Annotated in this window: 24 protein-coding genes and 1 pseudogene; 10 read left to right on the top strand and 15 right to left on the bottom strand. The window is 65.4% G+C overall.

The features are described from left to right. Window positions 1-51: 51 nt before the first annotated feature. From VH569_RS18800 to VH569_RS18775, 6 genes are read right to left on the bottom strand one after another with little or no spacing between them, the layout of a single operon-like run. Window positions 52-927, bottom strand: a complete 876-nt coding sequence (locus VH569_RS18800; RefSeq protein ID WP_423316944.1) for a phosphoribulokinase — start codon at window positions 925-927, stop codon at window positions 52-54. Between the two features lie 13 nt (window positions 928-940). Continuing rightward, entirely contained in the window at window positions 941-2,053 is a 1,113-nt protein-coding gene (locus VH569_RS18795) for a class 1 fructose-bisphosphatase (RefSeq protein WP_377805557.1), read from the bottom strand. Window positions 2,054-2,099: 46 nt separating this feature from the next. Then, on the bottom strand, window positions 2,100-3,020 hold the full coding sequence (gene cbbX / locus VH569_RS18790) for a CbbX protein (protein ID WP_423316942.1): 921 nt from the start codon (window positions 3,018-3,020) through the stop codon (window positions 2,100-2,102). Further along, entirely contained in the window at window positions 3,017-3,739 is a 723-nt protein-coding gene (rpe, locus tag VH569_RS18785) for a ribulose-phosphate 3-epimerase (RefSeq protein WP_423316941.1), read from the bottom strand. The genes cbbX and rpe overlap by 4 nt, the downstream gene beginning before the upstream one ends. Next, window positions 3,729-4,169 (bottom strand): ribulose bisphosphate carboxylase small subunit, encoded by a 441-nt coding sequence (locus VH569_RS18780; RefSeq protein ID WP_423316939.1) that lies wholly within the window; start codon window positions 4,167-4,169, stop codon window positions 3,729-3,731. Before VH569_RS18780 ends, rpe begins: the two co-directional genes overlap by 11 nt. A gap of 13 nt (window positions 4,170-4,182) precedes the next feature. After that, window positions 4,183-5,679 carry a form I ribulose bisphosphate carboxylase large subunit gene (locus tag VH569_RS18775; protein ID WP_423316938.1) on the bottom strand — a complete coding sequence of 499 codons (1,497 nt, stop codon included), beginning with the start codon at window positions 5,677-5,679 and terminating at the stop codon, window positions 4,183-4,185. A gap of 123 nt (window positions 5,680-5,802) precedes the next feature. Between VH569_RS18775 and VH569_RS18770 the strand changes: the two genes are divergently transcribed. Then, window positions 5,803-6,750 (top strand): LysR family transcriptional regulator, encoded by a 948-nt coding sequence (locus VH569_RS18770; protein WP_423316937.1) that lies wholly within the window; start codon window positions 5,803-5,805, stop codon window positions 6,748-6,750. A gap of 9 nt (window positions 6,751-6,759) precedes the next feature. On the opposite strand, the gene VH569_RS18765 is transcribed toward VH569_RS18770, so the two are convergent. After that, a complete protein-coding gene (locus tag VH569_RS18765) occupies window positions 6,760-7,527 on the bottom strand; it encodes a DeoR/GlpR family DNA-binding transcription regulator (RefSeq protein ID WP_423316935.1) in 768 nt (255 codons plus the stop codon). A gap of 288 nt (window positions 7,528-7,815) precedes the next feature. Between VH569_RS18765 and deoC the strand changes: the two genes are divergently transcribed. From deoC to VH569_RS18725, 8 genes are all read left to right on the top strand, one after another. Then, complete coding sequence (gene deoC / locus VH569_RS18760) at window positions 7,816-8,487, top strand: deoxyribose-phosphate aldolase (RefSeq protein WP_423316934.1); 672 nt, start codon at window positions 7,816-7,818, stop codon at window positions 8,485-8,487. Between the two features lie 186 nt (window positions 8,488-8,673). Next, window positions 8,674-9,720, top strand: coding sequence for an autoinducer 2 ABC transporter substrate-binding protein (locus VH569_RS18755; RefSeq protein WP_377805566.1), 1,047 nt, complete (start codon window positions 8,674-8,676; stop codon window positions 9,718-9,720). Window positions 9,721-9,803: 83 nt separating this feature from the next. After that, a complete protein-coding gene (locus VH569_RS18750) occupies window positions 9,804-11,306 on the top strand; it encodes a sugar ABC transporter ATP-binding protein (protein WP_423316933.1) in 1,503 nt (500 codons plus the stop codon). A gap of 11 nt (window positions 11,307-11,317) precedes the next feature. Further along, window positions 11,318-12,295: an ABC transporter permease gene (locus VH569_RS18745; protein WP_012977088.1), complete on the top strand. Its 978-nt coding sequence runs from the start codon at window positions 11,318-11,320 to the stop codon at window positions 12,293-12,295. 12 nt (window positions 12,296-12,307) lie between these two features. Further along, window positions 12,308-13,300, top strand: a complete 993-nt coding sequence (locus tag VH569_RS18740; RefSeq protein WP_377805568.1) for an ABC transporter permease — start codon at window positions 12,308-12,310, stop codon at window positions 13,298-13,300. A gap of 38 nt (window positions 13,301-13,338) precedes the next feature. Beyond that, window positions 13,339-14,424, top strand: a complete 1,086-nt coding sequence (locus tag VH569_RS18735) for an aldose 1-epimerase family protein (RefSeq protein WP_423316932.1) — start codon at window positions 13,339-13,341, stop codon at window positions 14,422-14,424. Between the two features lie 31 nt (window positions 14,425-14,455). Next, on the top strand, window positions 14,456-15,379 hold the full coding sequence (rbsK, locus tag VH569_RS18730; protein ID WP_423316931.1) for a ribokinase: 924 nt from the start codon (window positions 14,456-14,458) through the stop codon (window positions 15,377-15,379). Between the two features lie 21 nt (window positions 15,380-15,400). Further along, a complete protein-coding gene (locus tag VH569_RS18725) occupies window positions 15,401-17,041 on the top strand; it encodes an FGGY-family carbohydrate kinase (RefSeq protein ID WP_423316930.1) in 1,641 nt (546 codons plus the stop codon). A 3-nt stretch (window positions 17,042-17,044) separates the two neighbouring features. Here the strand turns inward: VH569_RS18725 and VH569_RS18720 are convergent, their stop codons facing one another. The 3 genes from VH569_RS18720 to VH569_RS18710 form a co-directional block, all read right to left on the bottom strand. Beyond that, complete coding sequence (locus VH569_RS18720) at window positions 17,045-18,031, bottom strand: LysR substrate-binding domain-containing protein (RefSeq protein WP_423316928.1); 987 nt, start codon at window positions 18,029-18,031, stop codon at window positions 17,045-17,047. Between the two features lie 156 nt (window positions 18,032-18,187). Further along, on the bottom strand, window positions 18,188-18,883 hold the full coding sequence (locus VH569_RS18715; protein WP_423316927.1) for a hypothetical protein: 696 nt from the start codon (window positions 18,881-18,883) through the stop codon (window positions 18,188-18,190). A gap of 366 nt (window positions 18,884-19,249) precedes the next feature. Then, window positions 19,250-20,575 carry a solute carrier family 23 protein gene (locus tag VH569_RS18710; protein WP_423316926.1) on the bottom strand — a complete coding sequence of 442 codons (1,326 nt, stop codon included), beginning with the start codon at window positions 20,573-20,575 and terminating at the stop codon, window positions 19,250-19,252. A gap of 360 nt (window positions 20,576-20,935) precedes the next feature. On the opposite strand from VH569_RS18710, the gene VH569_RS18705 reads away from it, so the two are divergent. Continuing rightward, complete coding sequence (locus VH569_RS18705; RefSeq protein WP_423316925.1) at window positions 20,936-21,166, top strand: hypothetical protein; 231 nt, start codon at window positions 20,936-20,938, stop codon at window positions 21,164-21,166. Between the two features lie 539 nt (window positions 21,167-21,705). On the opposite strand, the gene VH569_RS18700 is transcribed toward VH569_RS18705, so the two are convergent. The 5 genes and pseudogenes from VH569_RS18700 to VH569_RS18680 all read right to left on the bottom strand — a co-directional run bounded on the left by VH569_RS18700 (window position 21,706) and on the right by VH569_RS18680 (window position 23,417). Beyond that, on the bottom strand, window positions 21,706-22,509 hold the full coding sequence (locus VH569_RS18700; protein ID WP_423316923.1) for a hypothetical protein: 804 nt from the start codon (window positions 22,507-22,509) through the stop codon (window positions 21,706-21,708). Continuing rightward, window positions 22,509-22,769 (bottom strand): hypothetical protein, encoded by a 261-nt coding sequence (locus VH569_RS18695; protein ID WP_423316922.1) that lies wholly within the window; start codon window positions 22,767-22,769, stop codon window positions 22,509-22,511. Before VH569_RS18695 ends, VH569_RS18700 begins: the two co-directional genes overlap by 1 nt. Continuing rightward, window positions 22,756-23,016, bottom strand: a complete 261-nt coding sequence (locus VH569_RS18690; RefSeq protein WP_423316920.1) for a DUF4926 domain-containing protein — start codon at window positions 23,014-23,016, stop codon at window positions 22,756-22,758. Before VH569_RS18690 ends, VH569_RS18695 begins: the two co-directional genes overlap by 14 nt. A 44-nt stretch (window positions 23,017-23,060) precedes the next feature. Next, window positions 23,061-23,207: pseudogene (locus tag VH569_RS18685) on the bottom strand (IS1 family transposase); the annotation flags it as partial. A gap of 18 nt (window positions 23,208-23,225) precedes the next feature. Next, on the bottom strand, window positions 23,226-23,417 hold the full coding sequence (locus VH569_RS18680; RefSeq protein WP_423316919.1) for a hypothetical protein: 192 nt from the start codon (window positions 23,415-23,417) through the stop codon (window positions 23,226-23,228). Between the last annotated feature and the right edge of the window lie 47 nt (window positions 23,418-23,464).

Below are 23,464 nucleotides of genomic sequence, written 5' to 3'. Positions count from 1 at the left end.
ATGCATTCATCGCTGGTATCCTCCCCGATGGGTGTCTTTTCGGCGCCCCGCTTAGAACGCCTTCTTCTTGCGGTCGGCGAGTTGCCAGATCATCGGCGTGAAGATCAGCTGCATCGCCAGCGCCATCTTGTCGCCCGGACAGACGATGGTGTTGGGCCGGGTCATGAAGCTGTCCTTCAGCATCGACAGCAGATAGGGGAAGTCGATGCCCTTCGGCCGGGTGAAGCGGATGACCAGCATGCTCTCGTCGGAGGTCGGAATGTCGCGGGCGATGAAGGGATTGCTGGTGTCCACCGTCGGCACGCGCTGGAAATTCACGTCGGTGCTGCTGAATTGCGGGCAGATGTATTTCACGTAATCGGGCATGCGCCGCAGAATGGTGTCGACGATGGCCTCCTCCGAATAGCCGCGCATGTTGCGGTCGCGGTGGATCTTCTGAATCCATTCGAGATTCACGATGGGAACGACGCCGATCTTCAGGTCGGCATGACGGGCGAGATCGACGCGCTCGGTGCGCACGCAGCCGTGCAGCCCCTCGTAGAACAGCAGGTCGGTGCCGGGTTCGATCTCCTCCCACGGCGTGAAGGTGCCGGGGTCCTGGCCGTAGGGCTCGGCCTCCTTGGCGTCATGCAGATAGCGGCGGAAGCGGCCGCCGCCGGTCTCGCCATAGCTGCGGAACAGATCGTCCAGCTCCTCGAACAGGTTGGCGTCGGGACCGAAATGACTGAAGGTCGAATGGGGCTCCTCCTGCGCTTCGGCGACCTTGGCGCGCATCTCCCGCCGGTCGTAGCGGTGGAAGCTGTCGCCCTCGACGATGGCGGCGGCGATGCTCTCCCTGCGGAAGATTTGCTGGAAGGTGCGGGTGACGGTGGTCGTTCCGGCGCCGGAGGAACCGGTGACGGCGATGATCGGATGACGGGCCGACATGGTGTGATCTCCCTCAGCCGAGTGCCGCGGTTTCGGAGGCGAGGAACAGCGACCGGCTGCCGAACAGCGGGGCATGGAAGGACAACTCCTCCCCCCGATCATAGGCGGCGTGATAGGCGACCAGCCGCTCCACCTCCGCCTTCGATCCCAGGATGACAGGCACGCGCTGGTGCAGGGCCATCGGCTTGATGTCGAGGATGCGCTGCCGCCCAGTGCTGGCCGCCCCGCCCGCCTGCTCCACCAGCATGGCAATGGGGTTGGCCTCGTAGAGAAGGCGCAGCCTGCCCGGCTTGTGGGTCGGTCTGGCGTCGCGCGGATAGAGGAAAACGCCGCCGCGGATCAGGATGCGGTAGACCTCCGCCACCAGGGACGCGATCCAGCGCATGTTGAAATCCGCTTCGCGCGGGCCGGAACTGCCCTTGATGCATTCCTCGACATACATGCGGACCGGCGGCTCCCAGAAACGGGCGTTGGAGCTGTTGATGGCGAACTCGCAGACATGGTCGGGGATGCGCATGTCCGGGTGTGTCAGAGTGTAGGCGCCGATTTCGCGGTCGAGCGTGAAGCCGTGCACGCCCTCGCCGAAGGTGGCGATGATCATGTCGGCCGGACCGTAGAGGGCGAAGCCGGCCGCCACCTGTTGCGTGCCGGGCTGCAGGAAATGCTCCACTTCCGGCTCGTCCACACCATCGGGCGCCTTGAGGATGGAGAAGATGGTACCGACGGTCAGATTGACGTCGACGTTCGACGAGCCGTCCAGCGGATCGAAGGCCAGCAGATAGCGGCCGCGCGGATATTCGCGGGGGATGCGGTAGGGCTCCTCCATCTCCTCCGACGCCATGCCGCAGAGCTTGCCGCCATACTCGCAGGTGCGCAGCATGATCTCGTTGGCGATCAGGTCGAGCGGCTTCTGCGTCTCGCCATGAACGTTGACGCCGGGTTCGGGAGCCGGAACCGCCGGCTGGCCAGCGGACGGAGCCAGCGATCCGCGGGCGGCGGCGCTGGCGATGAACTTGCACGCGGTCTGCACGTCGTTGAGCAGGGCCGTCAGGTCGGTGTCGGCCCCGCCACGGCGGCGCTGGTCCTCGATGATGAATTTGCTGAAGGTGGTGTGACGGTGCGGCATCGGTTCCCCCTCTCTCGGTGTTATGTGCGGCCGGCTTGCTGCCGGCCTATTGTGTGAAGACGCGGCTTTGGCGGATGTCCTCCTCGGCGATGGTCAGCAGGTCGTCGGCGGCGATGGCGCTGCCGCGCGCTTCGAACAGGCGGTTGGCCTGTCGCAGGCGGGCGCGGTCCAGCGCGTTGCGGATGGAGCGGGCGTTGGCGAAGCGAGGCTGGACCATGCGGCGCAGGATGTAGTCGGCCATCGCCCGCTCCGCCTCCGGCGCCAGGCGGTACTGCATGCCCGCCGTCATCAGCCGGGCGATCTCCAGCAGCTCTTCCGCCTCGTAGTCGGGGAAATCGACATGGTGGGCGATGCGCGACGCCATGCCGGGATTGGAGCGGAAAAAGACCTCCATGCGGTCGCGGTAGCCGGCGAGGATCACCACGAGGTCGTCGCGGCTGTCCTCCATCACCTGAAGCAGGATTTCGATGGCTTCCTGGCCGTAATCGCGTTCGTTCTCAGGCCGGTAGAGGTAATAGGCCTCGTCGATGAACAGCACGCCGCCCATGGCGCGCTTCAGCACCTCCTTCGTCTTGGGTGCCGTGTGGCCGATATACTGGCCGACCAGATCGTCACGGGTGACGCTGACCACATGGTCGCGGCGGATGTAGCCCAGCCCATGGAGAAGCCCGGCCATGCGCCGCGCCACACTGGTCTTGCCGGTGCCGGGATTGCCGGTGAAGCACATGTGCAGCGACGGCGGCTCCGCCCGGAGGCCGATGCTGCGGCGGGCGCGTTCCACCAGCAGCAGGGCGGCGATCTCGCGGATGCGGGTCTTCACCGGCTTCAACCCGATAAGGTCGCGATCCATCCCCGCCAGCATTCCGCCGATGCCGGACTCCCGGTAAAGCGCGTCGAGATCGACGGACGGAGCGTCGGACGGCCGGTCACGGGTCTCCTGGTCGAGAAGGCCGGCGGCCCCGCTCATGCCGCCCTCCATTCCGGTTCGGCCATCAGGGCGGCGCGCATCCGCCCGACCACGCCGCGATAGCCACCGTCGGCATCCGCCGCGCCGAAGATGGCGGATCCGGCGACGAAGATGTCGGCGCCGGCATCGGCCACGGCGTGGATGTTGTCAGGCTTGATGCCGCCGTCCACCTCCAGCCGGATGTCGCGGCCGGTACGCTCGCGGTGGCGGTCGATCCGGCGGCGGACTTCGGCGATCTTCTCGAACGCGGAGGGGATGAAGGACTGGCCGCCGAAGCCGGGATTGACCGACATGACGAGGATCAGGTCCAGCCGGTCCATCACATGGTCGAGATGGGCCAGCGGCGTCGCCGGGTTCAACGCCAAACCGGCGCGGCAGCCGTGCTCACGGATCAGCGCCAGGGTTCGGTCGGGATGGTCCGATGCCTCGGGGTGGAAACTGATGATGTCTGCACCGGCCTTGGCGAACAGCGGCACCAGTGCATCGACCGGACGCACCATCAAATGGATGTCGAGGATGGCACGGGTGTGCGGACGGATGGCGGCGCAGACCAACGGACCGATGGTCAGGTTGGGGACATAATGATTGTCCATCACGTCGACATGGATGAATTCGCACCCCGCCTCCACCACCCGCTCCACCTCCTCGCCCAGCCGTGCGAAGTCGGCGGAGAGGATTGAAGGAGCAAGCAGATATCCTGACCCAAGCTCACGGTTCATGACGGGTCTCCCCGCCATAGCGCTGCCCGGCGGGGCGGCCGGTGGCATAGCTGCGCACCGTGTAGCCGATGCGCCGCCCCGGTCCCTCCGACCGCAACAGTTCGAAACCGGGCTCCTCCGCCGGGCGGTTGATCAGGAACGACATGCGCACCGTCTCGAAGCCGTGCGAACTGTCGAAGGCGAGAACCTTCACATACTGCTCGGGATGCGCAGTGCGGCAGGCGTCGATCTCCATCGTCACGCCCTTGGCGTCGCGCAGGTCGAACATGGGGTTGCCCCACATCGTCCAATAGCTGTTGCGCGGGTGCGGGTCGTCGGTGAACTCCACCGCCACGGCCCAGCCCTGGTCGAGGGCGTATTGCACCTGTTTGGTGATCTCCTCGTCCGTCAAATCCGGCAGGAAGGAGAACTGGCCCTGGGTCAGTCGCATGGGAAGCGCTCCTTTACATTGCCGGTGTGGGGGTGGGGACGTAATCGACGCTGTCGGTGGAGGCGTAATCGAAGGTCACGTCCTTCCAGGTGTCGAGCGCCGCACGCAGCGGAGCGCACCAGCGGGCGGCCTCGCGCAGGATTTCCGGCCCCTCGTTCCAGATGTCGCGGCCCTCGTTGCGGGCCTTGACCATCGTTTCCAGAGCGACACGGTTGGCGGTGGCACCGGCCTGAATGCCGTCGGGATGGCCGATGGTGCCGCCGCCGAACTGCAGGATCACGTCCTCGCCCAGATAGGTCAGCAGTTGGTGCATCTGCCCGGCATGGATGCCGCCGGACGCCACCGGCATCATCCGTTTCAGACCGGCCCAGGACTGGTCGAAGAAAATGCCGTGCTGGAGATTCTGTGGAACATGGGTTTCGCGGCAGGTGTCGTAGATGCCGCGGATGACGTTGGGATCGCCCTCCAGCTTGCCAACGACAGTGCCGGCATGGATGTGGTCGACGCCGGCCATGCGCATCCACTTGGCGATGACGCGGAACGACACGCCGTGGTTCTTCTGCCTTGTGTAGGTGGAATGGCCGGCGCGGTGCAGATGCAGGATCATGTCATTGCGCCGCGCCCATTTCGCCATCGACTGGATCGCGGTATAGCCGATCACCAGATCGATCATGACGATGACGCTGCCCAGTTCTTTGGCGAACTCGGCGCGCTCGTACATGTCCTCCATGGTGGCGGCGGTGACATTCAGGTAGGTACCCTTGATTTCCCCAGTCTCGGCAGTGGCACGGTTCACCCCCTCCATGCAGTAGAGGAAGCGGTCGCGCCAGTGCATGAAGGGCTGCGAGTTGATGTTCTCGTCGTCCTTGGTGAAATCGAGCCCACCCTTCAGCGCCTCATACACCACGCGGCCATAGTTGCGGCCGGACAGGCCCAGCTTCGGCTTCATGGTGGCGCCCAGCAACGGCCGGCCGAAATTGTTCAGCCGCTCGCGCTCCACCACGATGCCGGTCGCCGGCCCCTGGAAGGTTTTCAGATAGGCGATGGGGATTCGCATATCCTCCAACCGCAGACCCTTCAGAGGCTTGAAGCCGAAGACGTTGCCGATGATCGACGCGGTCAGGTTGGCGATCGACCCTTCCTCGAACAGGTCGAGTTCATAGGCGATGTAGGCGAAATACTGGCCGGACATGCCGGGCACCGGGTCGACGCGGAAGGCCTTGGCGCGATAGCGCTCGCAGTCGGTCAGGCGGTCGGTCCAAACCACGGTCCAGGTGGCGGTGGAACTCTCGCCGGCAACAGCTGCCGCCGCTTCCTCCGGATCGACGCCATCCTGCGGCGTGATGCGGAAGACGGCGAGAATATCGGTGTCCTTCGGCTCATAGTCCGGCTCCCAGTAGCCCATCTGCCGGTATTTCAGCACACCGGGCCGGTAGCGGGCCTTGGGGTCGCTGACGACCGCGTCGCCGGCCTTCTGATCAGGGGGGAGCGTTGTCGATACGTAATTCATCGTCCTCACCTCGTCGGTGACGTTCGGTTCGTTCGACGAAAACGTTAGCCCTACGTACTATTGAGGAAAATTCAAATACACAGCACAGTATGGATAGGTATTCCTCGTGCATGACGCCAGCCGATGACCATCCAGCACGCCACTCTGCGCCAGCTCCAGATTTTTACCGCCGCCGCCTGCAGCCTGTCCTTCGCCCGCGTGGCGGAACAGTTCGGCCTGACGCCCGGCGCGGTCTCGTTCCAGATCAAGCAGGTGGAGGGCCATTGCGGCTTTCCACTGTTCGAGCGGGTCGGCCGGGGCGTCGTGCTGACGGAGGCGGGGCGCGACCTGCTGGAACATGCGACGCTGATCCTCCAGGCGCTGGACAATGCGGACCGGCGTATGCAGGCGCTGAAGGGGGTTACCGGCGGCAACGTCACCATCGGGCTGGTCAGCACCGCCAAATACATCGCCCCGCACATGGTGTCCCGCTTCCAGGCGGAGCGGCCGGGCGTGTCCATCCATCTCCAGGATGGCAACCGGCGCGAAGTGAATGCGATGGTGGCGAAGGGCGAGGTCGATCTTGCCATCATGGGCCGACCCTTGGATGCGGACGAGTTGCTGGCCGAACCGTTCGCCCGCCATCCCAGCATCATCATCTGCGCGCCGGGCCATCCGCTGGCCCAGGCCCCGACACTCCGCCTGTCCGACCTGGCCGACAGCGACTTCATCGCGCGGGAGGAAGGGGCCGGCACGCGGGCGCTCACCGATGCCTATTTCCAGGGCCAGGGCTTCTCCCCGCGCATCGTCATGACATCCAGCAGCAACGAGACGATCAAGCAGGCGGTGATGGCCGGAATCGGTGTCGCCCTGCTGTCCCGCCACACCGTGAGTCTGGAGCTGGCACTGGGCATGTTGCGCGAGCTGAAGGTGGAGGGACTGCCGCTGATGCGGTCGTGGTACATCGCCCACCGCCGCAGCCTGCCACTGCTGCCGGTCCATGCACAGTTGCGCGGCTATCTGCTGGAGCGCGGGCAGGCGATCATCGACAGCCTCCATGCCGGCCACCGGGCGCTGGCCCCCGGCACCTGAGTCCTGGCGTCAGGCCAGCACGATGCGCACCCCGGCGGCGGTCAACCGTTCCGACCTTGCAGCGTCCAATCCGTCGTCGCAACACAGGAAATCGAAACTGTCGAGTTTGGCGAAGAAGGCCGGCTTGACCTGATCGAACTTGCTGCTGTCGATGACAAGCGCCCTGGTCACCGCGTTGGCGATGGCCGTCTGCTTGATCTCCACCTCATGGAAGTTGGAGCAGCTGATCCCCAGCGACTCGTGCACGCCGCCGGCCGAGATGAAGGCGGTGTTGATGCCGATGCCGCGCAGCATCTCCAGCGATTCCGGACTGGAGAAGGAGGCCGAGGAGGCGTGGTAAAGGCCGCCCAGCATGACCACGCGCACGCCGGGCTTCTTGCAGACGATCTCCGCAATGTTCATCGCGTAACAGACCACGGTGATCTGGCTGTCGGCCGGGATTCGGCTGGCGAGATGGGTGGTGGTGGTGCCGCAATCGATGAAAACCGTTTCGCCCGGCTTCAGCAGGCTTGCCGCCGCCTCGCAGGCGGTGCGCTTCATCTCGATATGGGCGTCCCGCTCGCGGTCCAGGATGTAGCCCATGCCGCCTGCGCTCTCCAGCCCGCCGGCGATGTAGCCGCCGAGATAGGCGAATCGTCCCCCGCAGGACGCGATGTCGCGCCGCACCGTCATTTCCGACACGCCCAGCAGCCGCGCCGCATCCTTCAGCCGAAGATAGCCGCCGGCATCCAGGGCGGACTGCAACCGATTCAGACGCTCGGCCTTTCTCATCGACATGTCTGCATTCCGCACCGTTTCCGCCCTTCCTGCCAGCGGCCGCACCTTACAATCCAGACGGGTTAATCCCAATGGCGCAAAACCTTGAACAGGAGGGCCGTGGTCAAGATCACAATCGCGTGCATTGATCTTGACACAGCGCGCGACAGCGTGAAACTATCCTTTCAGAAAATGTTAGGATGTTAACATCGCAAGACTCTCCCAAAGGGGAATTCTGAAGCGGTGTCGGCATCCCGGCGATAATCGAGGAGAGCTCCAAAGGACAAGGGGCTCCCCGGGAGGACCAAGATGCCGATACCCAGCGTTCCGGCGGAGCCTGCCGGTCTGGCTCCGTTCATCGACCATACCCTGTTGCGCCCCGATGCCCAGCCCGCCGAGGTCGAGCGGCTGTGCGACGAGGCGCGTGCGCACGCCTTCAAGGCGGTCTGCGTCAACCCCGTCTTCATCCCGCTGGTGACCGAACGGCTGGCCGGATCGCCGGTGGCGCCCTGCGCCGTCATCTGCTTCCCCTTCGGCGCCGATCCTTCGGCGATCAAGGCGGACGAGGCCGAGTGGGTGGTCCGCCATGGCGCCCGCGAGGTCGACATGGTGATCCCCATCGGCCTGCTGAAAGCCGGCCAAGTATCCGCCGTGCGCGACGACATCGCCGAGGTCCGCCAAGCCTGCGGCGACGCCCTGCTGAAGGTCATCATCGAGACCAGCCTGCTCACCGACGAGGAGAAGATCCTGGCCTGCCGCCTGTCGCAGGAGGCCGGGGCCGATTTCGTCAAGACCTCCACCGGCTTCGCCGGGGGCGGTGCCACCGCCGAGGACGTGGCGCTGATGCGCCAGACCGTCGGCGACGGCATGGGCGTCAAGGCGTCGGGCGGCGTGCGGACCACCGAGGACGCCCGCCGCATGATCGCGGCCGGTGCCTCGCGCATCGGCGCCAGCGCCAGCGTGGCGATCATCGGCGGCTGAGGCAGCCAGCTTCGCACACGTAGCGTAGCGTGCCGGTCGGGCGGGAGTTCCGTCCGTCCCGCCCGGCACGGCATCACCAAAAACGGAACGCGGAGGGGGTGGCAAACACCCCGGTGCTGCCGGCGGGTTGCGGAGTTCCGTCCCCGCCGTGCCGTGCGAATCGCCTCTCATGGGAGTCACGCCGACATGAAGAAATTGCTGTCCTCGCTCATCGTCGCCGCATCGCTGGTCGCCGGGCCGGCGATGGCCGCCGATCCGGTTCCGACCCCGGATGCCGTCAAGACGCTGAAGGCCGACGCCACCAAGAAGAAATACACCATCGCCACCGTGGTGAAGGTCGACGGCATCGCCTGGTTCGACCGGATGCGCGATGGCGTGAAGCAGTTCGCCAGCGACACCGGCCACGACACCTGGATGGTGGGGCCGAGCCAAGCCGACGCGGCGGCGCAGGTCCAGCTGGTCGAGAACCTGATCGCCCAGGGCGTCGACGCCATCGCCATCGTCCCCTTCTCGGTCGAGGCGGTGGAGCCGGTGCTGAAGAAGGCGCGCGACCGCGGCATCGTGGTGATCGCGCATGAGGCGTCGAACATCCAGAACGCCGACTATGTGCTGGAGGCCTTCGACAACTTCGCCTACGGCGCCAAGCTGATGGAAGTGCTGGGCAAGGCGATGGGCGGCGAGGGCAAGTATGTCTGCACCGTCGGCAGCCTGACCTCGAAGTCGCAGAACGAGTGGATCGACGGCGCCGTCGCCTATCAGAAGGAACATTTCCCGAAGATGCAGATGGTGACCAACCGTCTGGAGACCTATGACGACGCCAACACCGACTACAACAAGCTGAAGGAAGTCCTGACGACCTACCCCGACCTGAAGGGGATCGTCGGCGGTCCGATGCCGACCTCGGCCGGAGCCGGCCGTCTGGTGGCGGAACGCGGCCTGAAGAACAAGCTGTTCTTCTCCGGCACCGGTCTGGTCTCGGTGGCCGGCCAGTATCTGACCCAGGGCGACATCCAGTACATCCAGTTCTGGGATCCGGCGGTCGCCGGCTATGCCATGAACATGCTGGCGGTGATGGCGCTGGACGGCAAGAAGGACCAGATCAAGGCCGGCCTGAACCTCGGCCTGCCCGGCTACACCGCCCTGACCACGCCGCAGGGGGCCAAGGCCAACCTGCTGTACGGCCAGGGCTGGGTCGGCGTCACCAAGGAGAACATGGGCTCCTACGACTTCTGACGACCCAGGGGCGGGGGNGGCGGCCGGGAACGGCGGCCGGCGCCCGCGTCTTCATCCTTTCCTCGAACCGCCGGGCGGAAGACATGTCGGACGGTTTCATCGAACTCCGGAACATCCGGAAGGTGTTTGCCGGCGTCGTGGCGCTGGACGCCATGTCGCTGGTCATCAAGCCCGGCGAGATCCATTGCCTGGCCGGCGAGAACGGGTCGGGCAAATCCACCGTCATCAAGATCATGTCCGGCGTCTACCGGCCGGACGGCGGCGAAATCCTGATCGACGGCAAGCCGATCGCGGCGATGACGCCGATCGAGGCCATCGCCCACGGCGTCCAGGTCATCTACCAGGATTTCTCCCTGTTCGGAAACCTGACCGTCGCCGAGAATCTGGCGATGAACGTCCATCTCGGCGAGAAGCGGCGGCTGATGAACTGGCGGCGCACCCGCGCCATCGCCCGCAAGGCGGTCGACCGGCTGGGCGTGGAGCTGGATCTCGATGCCGAGGTCGCATCGCTGCCGACCGCCGGCAAGCAGCTGGTCGCCATCGCCCGCGCGCTGATGTCGGATGCCCGCCTGATCATCATGGACGAGCCGACCACGGCCTTGACCCGCAAGGAGGTCGAGACGCTGTTCCGCATCGTCCGCGACATCCAGGCGCGCGGCATCGCCATCCTGTTCGTCAGCCACAAGATGCGCGAGATGCTGGAGATCAGCGAGCGCATCACCGTGATCCGCAACGGCCGCAAGGTGGCGGAGGGGCCGACCGGCGACTTCGACGAGGCGCTGATCACCCGCCACATGACCGGCGGCGACATCCTCAACCAACCCTATGCCTGGACCCCGCCACCTGGCCCGCCGCCGGTGCCGAGGCTGGAGATCCGCGGCCTGACCGTGCCCGGCAAATGCGAGGAATTGAGCCTCGCCATCCGGCCGGGCGAGATCGTCGGGCTGTCGGGCCTGCTCGGTTCCGGTCGCACCGATCTGGCCCTGGCGCTGTTCGGCATGGTGCCGCGCTACGAGGGCGAAATCCTGATCGACGGCGCGCCGGTGAGGCTGCGCACGACCCAGGAGGCCATCGCCGCCGGCATCGCCTATGTGCCGGAGGACCGGCTGAGCGAAGGGCTGTTCCTGCCGCAGAGCATCAAGCGCAACATGCTCGCCACCTCCTACGAGCGGCTGGCGCCGAAACTGGTGATCGACCGCGAGCGAGCCGAGGAGATGACGCAGGGCATGGTCCGTGCCATGCAGATCGCCACCCCCACCGCCGAGAAGCCGGTGATGCAGCTGTCGGGCGGAAACCAGCAGCGCGTGGTGCTGGCCCGCTGGCTGCTGACCGACGCCCGCGTGCTGATCCTGAACGGCCCGACCGTCGGCGTCGATGTCGGGTCGAAGGCGGAAATCCACGCCAAGATCCGCGAGCTGGCGCAGCATCATGGCCTCGCCGTCCTGATGATCTCCGACGACGTGCTGGAGCTGGTGCAGAACTGCAACCGCATCGTGCTGATGCATCGCGGGCGCTTCATCGAGGATCTGCCCGCCGCCGCCGTCACCGAAGAGACGGTCAGCGACCGGCTCAAGACCTTTACCTGAGGGAGGAACCGATGGCCCTGCTCCGCCGGTCGGAAACGGTCATCGCGGGCATCCTGCTGCTCGCCATGGTCCTCATCGGCACGATCAACCCCGCCTTCTGGCAGCTCGACAACCTCTTCAGCCTGATGCGCAGCAACGTGATCATCGGCATCATGGCGATGGGCGTTCTGCTGGTGCTGATCTCCGGCGGCATCGACGTGTCGTTCCCGGCCTTCGCCGTCGCCGCCATGTATCTGACGATCAAGGGCATGCTGGCGCTGGGCTACAACGGCGTCGTGCTGCCGCTGCTGGCCGCCACCCTGATGGGGCTGGCATTCGGCGCGGTGAACGGCTTCTTCGTCTACAAGTTCCGCATGATCCCGCTGATCGTGACGCTGGGCACCAGCGCCATGGTGCGCGGCTTCCTGCTGGGCGTCGTCGGCACCAGCATGATCAACATCAACAAGATGCCGACCGCGCTGATCGACTTCGCCCGCACCGACGTGGTCAGCGTCACCAAGGCCGACGGCACCACCTACGGCCTGACGGCGATGGTGCTGATCTATCTCGGGCTGGCGCTCGCCATGCATCTGGTGCTGCGCTACACCATGATCGGCCGCAGCGCCTACGCGCTGGGCGGCGATCCGGAGGCGGCGCGGCGCGCCGGCTTCGACCTGCGCAAGACCATCTTCTTCATCTACTGCGTCGCCGGCGCGCTGGCCGGTTTCGCCGGGCTGCTGCACAGCGGCATGATCTGGCTGGCCAACCCGCGCGACTTCGTCGGGCTGGAGCTGGACGTCATCGCCGCGGTGGTGCTGGGCGGAGCGTCGATCTTCGGCGGACGGGGCAGCGTGCTCGGCACCATGCTCGGTGTCTTCATGCTGGTGATGGTCAAGAACAGCCTGATCATCATGCGCGTGGACACCACCTGGCAGCTCGTCGTCGTGGGTCTGATCGTCATCGCCGCGACCGCCCTGTCGGCGTGGCGCGACCGCCGCCGGGCGGCCTGAGGAGGCGGGAGCATGAAGGCACAAATGAACATCCGCAGCCTGATCAACCGCGACAACAACATCGTCCAGCTGCTGGTGATGACGGTGCTGATCTTCGCCGTGATGACGGCGCTCAGCCCGGACAAGTTCCTGCGCTACTACAACTTCGAATCGATCACCTACATCTTCCCCGAACTGGGTCTGCTCTCCATCGCGATGATGATCGCCATGCTGACCGGCGGCATCGACCTGTCGGTGGTGGGGGTCGCCAATTTGTCGGGCATCCTGGCCGGCGTGCTGTTCCACAAGATGGCGGGGGCCGCCGGCATCGCCGACGCCGGCATCCTGACCGTCCTGCTCGGCGGGGTGATCGCGCTCGGCACCGGGCTGGTCGCCGGGACGGTCAACGGGCTGCTGATCACGCGCCTCGGCATCACGCCGATCCTGGCGACGCTGGGGACGGGGCAGGTCTTCACCGGGCTCGCCATCGTGTTGACTGGCGGGCCGGCCATCGTCGGCTTCCCCACCGCCTGGGCCTTCCTCGGCAACGGCAAGATCCTGGGGCTGGCGACGCCCTTCGTGCTGTTCGCCGTGATCGCCGCGCTGATCGCCTTCGTCTTGAGCCGCACCGCGCTCGGCATCAACCTGATGCTGATCGGCACCAACCCGAAGGCGGCGCTGTTCGCCGGGCTGAAGCGGGAACGGATGGTGCTGTACAGCTACATGCTGACCGGCGTGCTGGCCTCGGTCGCCGGGATCATCCTGTCGGGGCGGACCAATGCGGCGAAGTCGGATTACGGCACCTCGTACCTGTTGCAGGCGGTTCTGATCGCCGTGCTGGGCGGCACCAACCCGGCGGGTGGGCGCGGCACGGTGCTGGGCATCACCATCGCGGTGGCGGCGCTGATGCTGCTGTCGAGCGGCTTCCAGATCCTGCGCTTCTCCAACCACCTGATCGATTTCATCTGGGGCGCGTTCCTTCTGCTGGTCATCGCCATCAACGCCTACAAGAACCGCACCCGCTAACCGGTTTCCAGGCCAGCTTCCGATAGGGAGGAAATCCCATGAGCGTCCGAACCGCAATCCATTTCCGCAAAAGCTTCTTCGGCGAGGCCGAACGCCCGGTCGCCGAGGCGCACGGCATGACCGCCAGCCTGTTCCGCTACGACAGCGGGATCGAGGCGGTGCGGCTGTCGAACCGGCGCGGGCATCTGGTGGTGCTGCCCTATTACGGCCAGATGGTCTGGGACGCCGTGTTCGACGGGGTTGACCTGACCATGGCGAACATGTTCGACATGCCACGGCCCGCCACCGAGATCGTCGGCACCTATGGCTGCTTCGCCTTCCATTCCGGGCTGCTGCGCAACGGCTGCCCCGGCCCGCAGGACAGCCACCTTCTGCATGGCGAGATGCCCTGCGCACCGATGGATTCCGCCGGGCTGGAGGTGGGGGAGGACGACGAAGGCTCCTATATGGCCGTTACCGGCCGGCGCGAGTATGTGATGGGTTTCGGCGCTCATTACGTCGCCCGGCCGCGCGTGGTGCTGCGCCCCGGCTCCGCCCTGTTTGACATCGGCATGGCGGTGGAGAACCTGTCGGGTGCAGCCATGGACCTGATGTACATGTGCCACGTCAATTTCGCCTTCGCCGAGGGTGCCCGCATCGTCCAGCCCGCCCCCTTCACGCCGGAGGCGACGGCGGTGCGCACGGTGGTGCCGGCCCATGTGCCGCGCAGCCCGGCCTATGACGCGCTGCTGGCCGACCTCGCCCGCGATCCGGCGGTGATGGAGGTGCTGGACGCGCCTGGACGCTACGACCCGGAGCAGGTCTTCTACATCCGCGGCCTGCGCACCGACGAGGAGGGCGGCACCGCGGTGATGATGCGGCGGCGCGAGGGCGACGCCTTCCACATCGCCTACAGCACGCGCGAGTTCCCCAAGACGGTACGCTGGGTGCTGGTCAACAGCGACCAGAAGGTCTGCGCCTTCGCCCTGCCCTCCACCTGCGAGCCGGAGGGCTACAGCGCAGAGAGCGCGAAGGGCAATGTCCAGACGCTGGCGGGCGGCGAGACCCGGCGCTTTTCGGTGCGGCTGGGCTATCTGACCGCCGACGAGGCCGAAGCCGAGGAATGCGCCATCCGGGCGCTGTGAGTTAGGGCGCAGTGACAAGGAGATACCGAAGATGGGCAAGATCGCCGTGGTCGGCAGCAACATGGTCGACCTGATCACCTACACCGCCCGCATGCCCGGCCCCGGCGAGACCATCGAGGCGCCGCGCTTCGAGATGGGCTGTGGCGGCAAGGGCGCCAACCAGGCCATCGCCGCCGCCCGGCTGGGGGCCGAGGTGATGATGGTCACCAAGGTCGGCGACGACATCTTCGCCGACAACACCATCCGCAACTTCGAGGAGTCCGGCATCGACACCCGCCATGTCGAGCGGGTGCCCGGCACGTCCAGCGGCGTCGCCCCCATCTTCGTCGAGCCGTCGGGCGAGAACAGCATCCTGATCATCAAGGGTGCCAACGCCCTGCTGTCGCCGGCCGACATCGACCGCGCGGCGGAAGACCTGAAGGGCTGCGACCTGATCGTCATGCAGTTGGAAGTCCCGCTGGAGACGATCTACCACACCATCGATTTCGGCGCGCGGCACGGCATCGAGACCCTGCTGAACCCGGCCCCGGCGCCGACCGATCTCGACCCGAAGCGGATCGAGCAGGTCACTTTCCTGGTGCCGAACCAGACCGAGCTGGCGACCATCTCCGGTCTGCCGGTGACTTCGGAGGCGGAGGCCGAGACGGCGGCGCGCGCGCTGATCGGGCGCGGCATCCGCACGGTGATCGTCACCTTGGGCGCCCGCGGCGCGCTCCTGGTGACCAAGGGCGAGGAGACGCGGCGGATCGAGCCGGTGCGGGTGACGCCGGTCGACACCACCGGGGCCGGCGATGCCTTCATCGGCAGCTTCGCCCGCTATTACGTCGAGAACCGCGATCTGGACGCGGCGCTGCACATGGCGGTGCGCTATGCCGCCGACAGCATCACCCGGCCGGGCACCCAGAAATCCTATGCCAGCCGCGAGGCGTTCGAGGCCTTCTGCGCCACCCTGTAAGGGTCGGAAAGGGAACACACCATGACACGCGCCGTGATCGGGGTGGATGTGGGGACCGGCAGCGCCCGCGCCGGCATCTTCGACCTTGCCGGCCGCCGGCTGGCCGCCGCCGCCCGCCCGATCCGGATGTGGAAGCCCGATCCGGAGTGGGCGGAGCAGTCCTCCGACGACATCTGGGCCGCCGTCTGCGCCGCGGTGCAGGAGGCGCTGGCGACCTGCGCCGAGACGCCGGAGGTGGTCGGCATCGGCTTCGACGCCACCTGTTCGCTGGTGGTGCTCGATGCCGCCGGGCGGCCGGTGACGGTCGATCCGGAGGGCGACGATTCCCGCAACGTCATCGTCTGGATGGACCACCGCGCCATCGAGCAGACCGACCGCATCAATGCCGGCGGCCATGAGGTGCTGCGCTATGTCGGCGGCCGGCTGTCGCCGGAGATGCAGACGCCGAAGCTGCTGTGGCTGAAGGAGAGGCTTCCGCAAAGCTGGAGCCGGGCCGCCCATTTCTTCGATCTGCCGGACTTCCTGACCTGGCGGGCGACCGGGTCGGCGCGGCGGTCGCTGTGCTCCTTGGTGTGCAAATGGACCTATCTGGGGCATGAGGGGCGGTGGGACGACGGCTATCTCCGCGCCATCGGGTTGGGCGATCTGGTCGATGAGGGGCATGCCCGCATTGGCACCGAGGTCGGCAAGGTCGGCAGCGCCGTCGCCGGCGGGCTGAGCCTTGAGGCGGCGCGCGAGCTTGGGCTGACGCCGGGCATCGCGGTCGGCACCTCGATGATCGACGCCCATGCCGGCGGGATCGGGGTGATCGGGGTGCCGCTGGAGGCGGCGGGCAGCGTCGATTTCGACCGGCGGCTGGCGCTGATCGGCGGCACGTCGAGCTGCCATATGGTGATGAGCCCCGGTGCCGCGCGCTTCATCCCCGGCGTCTGGGGGCCTTACCATTCGGCCATGCTGCCGGGGCTGTGGCTGAACGAGGGCGGGCAGTCGGCGACCGGCGCCTTGATCGACCATGTGGTGCAGGGCCATCCCCGCCATGGCGAGCTTGCCCTTGAGGCCCAGCGGCGCGGCACCACGGTCTACCAGCTGCTGAACGAGGAGCTGGCGGATCTTGCCGAACGCAGCGGCGGGCCGGTGGCGATGCTGACCCGCAACCTGCATGTGCTGCCCGACTTCCACGGCAACCGCTCGCCGCGGGCGGACGCCAGCCTGCGCGGCGCGATCAGCGGGCTGCGGCTGTCGGACGGGCTGGAGGATCTGGCGCTGCTCTATCTGGCGACGGTGCAGGCGGTGGCCTACGGCACCCGGCACATCGTCGCGGCGATGAACGGCCGCGGCTATGCCATCGACACCATCCTCGCCTGCGGCGGCGGCACCAGGAACCCGGTGTTCCTGGAGGCCCATGCCGACGCCACCGGCTGCACCCTGGTCCTGCCGGAGGAACCGGAGGCGGTGCTGCTGGGCGCCGCGGTGCTGGGGGCGGTGGCGGGCGGCGCCTTCCCCGACATCGCCGCCGGCATGGCCGGGATGAGCCGCGCCGGCCGCCGCATCACGCCGGCCGAGGGGCCGTTGCGGGCCTATCACGACGCCAAATACGCCGTGTTCCTGCGGATGCACGAGGACCAGATGGCGTACCGGGCCCTGATGGAAAAGGCCGGCTGAGCCTCACATCATCACGCACTCGCTCACCCCCTCCCGCTCCATCGGCGCCTTCTGCTGCTCGCACAGGTCGCCCGGCAGATCCTCGCCCTGGAGCAGCGGGCAGCGCTCGAACAGTTCGGCCAGCCAGTCGACGAAGACCCGCACCTTCGGCGACAGGTGGCGGTTCTGCGGATAGACGGCGGAGATCGGCATCCGCGGCGGCCGCCAGTCCGGCAGGATCTCGCGCAGGGCGCCGCTGCGCAGGTGCGGCAGAACCATGAAGCGGCCGGGTTGCAGGATGCCCTGCCCTTCCAGCCCGCAGGTGACATAGGCGTCGGCGTCGTTGACGGAGATGACGCCCTTCATGGCGATGTCGACCACCTCTTCGTCGCGGCGGAAGCTGAGCTCCAGGTTGCGCCCGGTGCGGTTGCTGAAATAATTCACCGCGATGTGGCGTTCGAGATCCTCGATGGTCTTCGGCACGCCATGCTCGGCGAGATAGGCCGGGCTGGCGCAGGTGACCTGCTGGATGGCGCCGATCCGGCGGGCCAGCAGGCTTGAATCGGCAAGCTCGCCGACGCGGACGACGCAGTCCACCCCCTCCTGCACCAGATCGATGGGGCGGTCGCCCAGCCCCAGCATCAGCTCGATGTCGGGGTATTTGGCGTGGAATTCGTGGATCGAGGGGATGATGACCAGCCGACCGATGGAGCCCGGCATGTCCACCCGCAACCGGCCGCGCGGCGTCTTGCGGGCGCTGGTGAAGGTGGATTCGATCTCGTCGATTTCCGACAGGATGCGGCTGGCGCCCTCCAGATAGGCGGCACCGTCCAGCGTCAGGTTGAGCTTGCGCGTGGTGCGCTGGAGCAGGCGCACGCCCAGCGCCGCCTCCAGATTCTGGATGGTCGTCGTCACCGAGGCGCGCGGCAGCCCCAGCGTTTCCGCCGCCTTCGAGAAGCTGTTCGCCTCGACCACCCGGATGAAGACGCGCATCGCATGCAGCTTGTCCATACGGACCCCGTCCTTTCAATCGCGGCTCCCGCAAGTGGAGAGAGTGTCCGCCGAAGAAGGGCGAATAGCAATCGGACGGGCGCGGTTCAAGGGGGGTGGTGGGTATGTCGCGATGGGATGGAACGGCGTGGAACGCGTTCCGGCGACTGTTCCATGCTACCGGCGCCCGGAGAACGGGCCGGCACCGCGGCGGGGCACCGGGCCGGGGTTGAGGTTGGGGTAGTCCTCATACTGGTTGACGGTCCAGGGGAAGACGCCCTTCGGCCCCTGCGCCTCCGGCTGGGCGATGACGGTGGCGACCATGGCCGGGCTGGGCGGGCAGCGCTCGCGGATGGCGCCGGGGATGTCGTCGTCGAGTTCGGGGACGGTGACGGCGGGCGGGTCTTCAGGACGGGGAACCGGTTTCGGGGCGGGCGGCTGGTCTGGTTTGGCGTCCTGCCGCCTGGCAGCCGCCCTGTCGAGGCCGGCGAACAGGCCGAGCCGCTCGGCCAGCCAGCGCACGGTGGCGGGATCGCCCGAGGTGACCAGCCGCTCGATCTGCTCGGCCACCAGCACCCGCAGCGAGGACAGCCGCAGTTCCGCCTCGCGGTTCAGCGCCTGCCGCTCCCACCACACCCTGTGACGGAAGTCCTTGGAGCCGTAATAGGCCCGCCACAGCGTGGTGCGGCTGCACCCCATGGCGCGGGAGACCTGAAGGAAGCTGTTGCCGCGGGCCAGCATGCCGGCGGCCATGATCCATTGCTCTTCATGGAACTGCGATCCGGGGACCAGCGCGCCTTCGGACGGGGTCGGCGGCTCTTCGGCCCAACGGGGGAAGTTGTCGTCGGTGAAGCTGCGGGGATCGAGAGGCATGGCAAGGCTCCGCAAGTGGGTGGACCAAATGCGGAAAGGGTATGGGACTTTAGTCCTTTAATGGAGAGTTTTTGTGAAATTTGGGGGCGCTGCGGAAAGCACAAACTCTAGCTTGGAGGTTGGTGTGCTGTCGAAGCCAAGCGCGTCCCTGATCGACCGTCATCCCCGCGGAGGCGGGGATCCAGAATCTCCCAAGCAAAACCAATGGATAGGCCTGGATCCCCACCTTCGCGGGGATGACGCCGACAGAGGTGTCGGCCTATTGGGAAATCGGCAAACGCCTCCGGCTCAGCGTCCATGGAGGACGGGCGCGCCGCCGCCGTCACCGGCAATTGCCGGAAGGGCGGCGGCGCGGGATGAGTGCCGTCAGTGAAGCGTCGCGCCGTCCGTGCCTGAGGCGGTGCGGACGGCCTCGCGCGGGCGGCCGATGCCGAGCAGCTGGTAGAGGCCGAGCGCGGCGATGGTGGCGGTGCCGATGCCGCCGATGGAGAAGCCGCCGGCGGTGACGGTGAAGTTGCCGGCGCCGAGCACCAGCGTCACGCCGACGGTGATGAGGTTGCGCGGATCGGAGAAATCGACGCGGTTGTCCACCCACAGCCGCACCATCGCCGCGGCGATCAGGCCGAAGACGACGGTCGCCAGCCCGCCCAGCACCGGGGCCGGGATGGTCCGCAGCAGGGCGCCGAACTTCGGCGAGAAGCCCAGCAGGATGGCGGCGACGGCGGCGACGACGAAGATCAGGGTGGAGAAGACGCGGGTGACCGCCATCACGCCCATGTTCTCGACATAGGTGGTGACGCCGGTGCCGCCGCCGCTGCCGGACACGATGGTGGCGATGCCGTCGCCGATGAAGCCGCGACCGATGAAGCGGTCGAGGTTGCGCCCGGTCATCGCGCCGATGGCCTTGATGTGGCCGAGATTCTCCGCGACGAGGATGAAGGCGATGGGGGCGACCAGCGCCATGGCGCCGGCATCGAAGGTCGGCGTGCGGAAGGCCGGCATGCCGAACCACGGGGCGGCGTCCAGCTCGGCGAAGCTGACCGGCGGCAGCAGGCCCATGCCGTTGGCGAGCACGACATAGAAGACATAGCCGGAGGCGATGCCGACGAGGATCGACACCCGGCGGATGGCAAGCGGGGCATAGACCGCGATGAGGGCGGTGGCGACCAGCGTGAACAGGGCGACGAGGATGTGCGGACCGCTTCCCTCGATGCCCTTGACCGCGACCGGCGACAGGTTGAGGCCGATGGCCGCACCGACCGCACCGGTGACCGCCGGCGGCATCAGCCGCTCGATCCAGCTGGTGCTGGTGTAGCTCACCAGCAGCCCGATCAGGACATAGACGACGCCGGCCGCGATGATGCCGCCGAGCGCCGGCCCGATGTTCGGGTTCGGCCCCTGGCCGCTGTAGCCGGTCACCGCGATCACCACGGCGATGAAGGAGAAGGAGGATCCCAGATAGCTCGGCACCCGCCCGGCGGTGAGCACGAGGAACAGCAGGGTGCCGATGCCGGAGAACAGCACCGCGAGGTTCGGATCGAACCCCATCAGCAGCGGCCCGAGGATGGTCGAGCCGGACATGGCGACGAGATGCTGGACGCCGAGCGTCAGGGTCGAGCCCCAGGGAAGGCGCTCGTCCGGCTGGACGACGGGGCCGGTCGCGAGCGGCCAGCGCGGGAAGAAATCTGCCATAGAAGGTCTGTCCGAAGAGGGGTGGAGCGGCAATGGTGCCGGGAGATGATTGGTCGCCCGCTTTTTGGCGCCCGCAAGGGCGTTGCGCTACATTTTTGTGCGGCGTGGGGTGGAAGGGGGGAGAACTTCAGGGGTGCCGGCGGATGCCGGGGCCGGTCTGGGCTGTATGACGAAAATCCACGGTCGGGCTAAAACCCTTCATTGGATGCCCGATGGAAAGCGACCGACTCTTATTAAAGCATTGCTATACTTTATAAAACCTTACTTACTGAGCAGATAAAGCCAGCCTATACACGAGGTAAACGGTAAATCAGAAGTTGAACTGCCACTGGGGGCACCATCGACGATCTTGGAGTTCAGTTGGATACGAGCGACCGCTTCAAATGGCAAAGCCCCGAAGGTTATTACGGGGCTTTGCTACCTTTCGATCCGGCATTCTCATCAGGCTTTGGCTTAACCTTCGCGATGCGCAGTAGCTTTTCCTCAAAAGTCAGCTTCACCCTTGTTAAAGCCGGTTTCAGGGATACTGGCCTTGAGCTGGTCGATCTGATCGGCCATTATTCAACTTCTGGCAGCAGTGGCTCTGGATAAAGCGGTTTTGTGCGACTAATGGATGCGATTCGTCCTACCAGCGGCTCATCATTGCACCCAGCCGTCCATTCCTCAAAGGACAGCAGAGGAACGCACTTCCCCTCCCAACCTTTGCCGCCTCCATTGTCGAATGGTATGAAAAACAACTTCCTTGTAATCAAGGTCTTCCACAGCATGGAGGCATGTTAAGAGCTGTATGGCATCCGGTGTCCCAATATGTCGGGGGTCTTTCACAGCGTGTGTATACCGCCTGTCTTTCAGTATAGCGGCACGCTTCATTATTTCTGGAGTAGGGCCAATCGGCAGAAACGCCCCACCAAAATCGTCAAAAAATTCGTCAATATTATCGTAGCCCCTCCGCCGGAGTGCGCTAGGACGAATTTCCGCTAGGGTGATCGTAGAAAATAGAATGTCAATTTTCCCATCTTGTGCGTCGCGTATGTATTGCACAATATCGCGCACATACTCTGCCGGGCTTTCGGTCAGGTACCGATAGAACACGCAAGAGTCCCAGAATAATGCTTTCCTTAATTCCGGCATTAGGCGGGGTCATCCCAATCGGAGGCCATTAGGCCATTGAATTTTCCCCGCCAACGCAGGATGTCGGGGTTTACCTTAACTTCTTTGTGGCTTAGAATCTCGATGCGCTCAGGAAGACCGCTCTGACCATTATAGTGGGCGCGCCCTTCCACGCTAACACGACGATCCAGAATTTCCCGGATTTGCTCAGATGTAGCACCGAAATAAACGCAGTCGATTTCCTTTCCCCCGGCTCGAAGTATCAGCTTCAGGCGCGGAGTGTCACCTCGTAGATCAACTTCTTTGATGGTCCCATCAAACGTACCAATCGCCACGCCTGAGTAAAGGCGTTCCACTTTCGGCGCTGCAATCTTTTGCGCACGCTGAACTTGTTTCAGGAAGAAATCATCCACACGGAATGGCTTAAATCCCGCGATGCTGAGATCGGAATGGGAAAACTCTTCCGAAACCCCACGGACAATGGAAGCAATATAAGGAAGGCACGCGCCGTATTGCTCTATGGCGTTGCGATCAAGACTATTTATTCCCTCAATTGCGACACCAAGAACGTCGGCCCCTGATTTCTTTCGCGGCTTTTTGGATGTCACTACTTCAGTTAGAGTGGCAGAGGCGCTCTCGTTCTTGAGTTCGGCAATGACGTAGTCGAAACGTATGCCACCATTAGCGATTTTATCAGCGGTTTCTAGCGCCTTTACAAGTGCCGTAAGCTGGCGAGCGAAAACGGCCGCGCGGACACGGCTGTTCGTGTCCTGCGCGCCATGGACCCTCAGCTTAATCTGACCGCTTCGCAGTTCGTCGGCCATCACGCTCCACTAAGCAACCTATAAGTCAGACGCTTACCTACGATACCTTTGAGCGCAACCATAGCGCGCTCTTCTTCAGTGATTTTACGCTCGTCGCAGCAGAAGTCAAACTCTACAAGATAACGAAAAGGCGCTTTTTGGCGCGGGATCAGCGTGAGATCCTTAGCTCTCGGGCCTCCTTCGGGGTGATCGGGTACCAGCAGGTAATGGGTGAGCGTCTTGAGGTCCAGCGTCGCCTTGTCAGCGTCAGGCACGTGCATGTCGAATGGCGTCCGGCATAACGGTGGCGACGGTGCGGAAGGGTTTCGCGAACTCAACCTCGTAGGCTGCGCCACCTCGGTATATGCCGACGACTGTTCCCATCGACCCGGCAGGCAGCACTCCGTCCTCGGTCTCCACCGGCCTGGACAGCGCCACCCGCATGAGTTCCTCAATCGGCTCGTGCGTTCCGGTATCGGTCGAGCGCTTGTACGGATTCCAAGTGAAGCGCTCCGTGGGATCGGACATCACACCCTCCCCTGCCAGAAGCGGCCCCTGTGGAACTCGGGAACATCGCCATGGAGCTTGATGAGCCGGGCATGGTCAACGTTCCCGCCGAAGGTTCCTTCCACCACTTCCAGATACGCTTTGTGCCCGTCCGTGGTGATCTGCACCCGGTTGTTCAGCCGGCTGCGCAGGTCGTCCATAAGCACGATGGCGGACTGCCTAGGAGCGGCTCAATTCCCTGCTTGATCGCCGTCAGGCAATGGCTCTTTGACGACATCTCCCGTCTCGATATCAATGATCTGCACGTCGTTATAAATGCCTTGTTGGCGGAGTTCGTTGGCCTTCTTGAGCGCACCTTCGAGAGTGTCCCGCTTCAGGCCCATAACGCCGACTTGAGAACTCCCCGTGATGTGATAGCGCATTCCCGCTTCCTCCATCGTTATGCTTTCCGTTGAGCATATAGGAACGT

Origin of the sequence: Azospirillum sp. 11R-A (genome assembly GCF_049472615.1) — a bacterium.
Classification (GTDB): domain Bacteria; phylum Pseudomonadota; class Alphaproteobacteria; order Azospirillales; family Azospirillaceae; genus Azospirillum; species Azospirillum palustre.
This window is presented reverse-complemented; position numbering and strand designations above follow the sequence as displayed.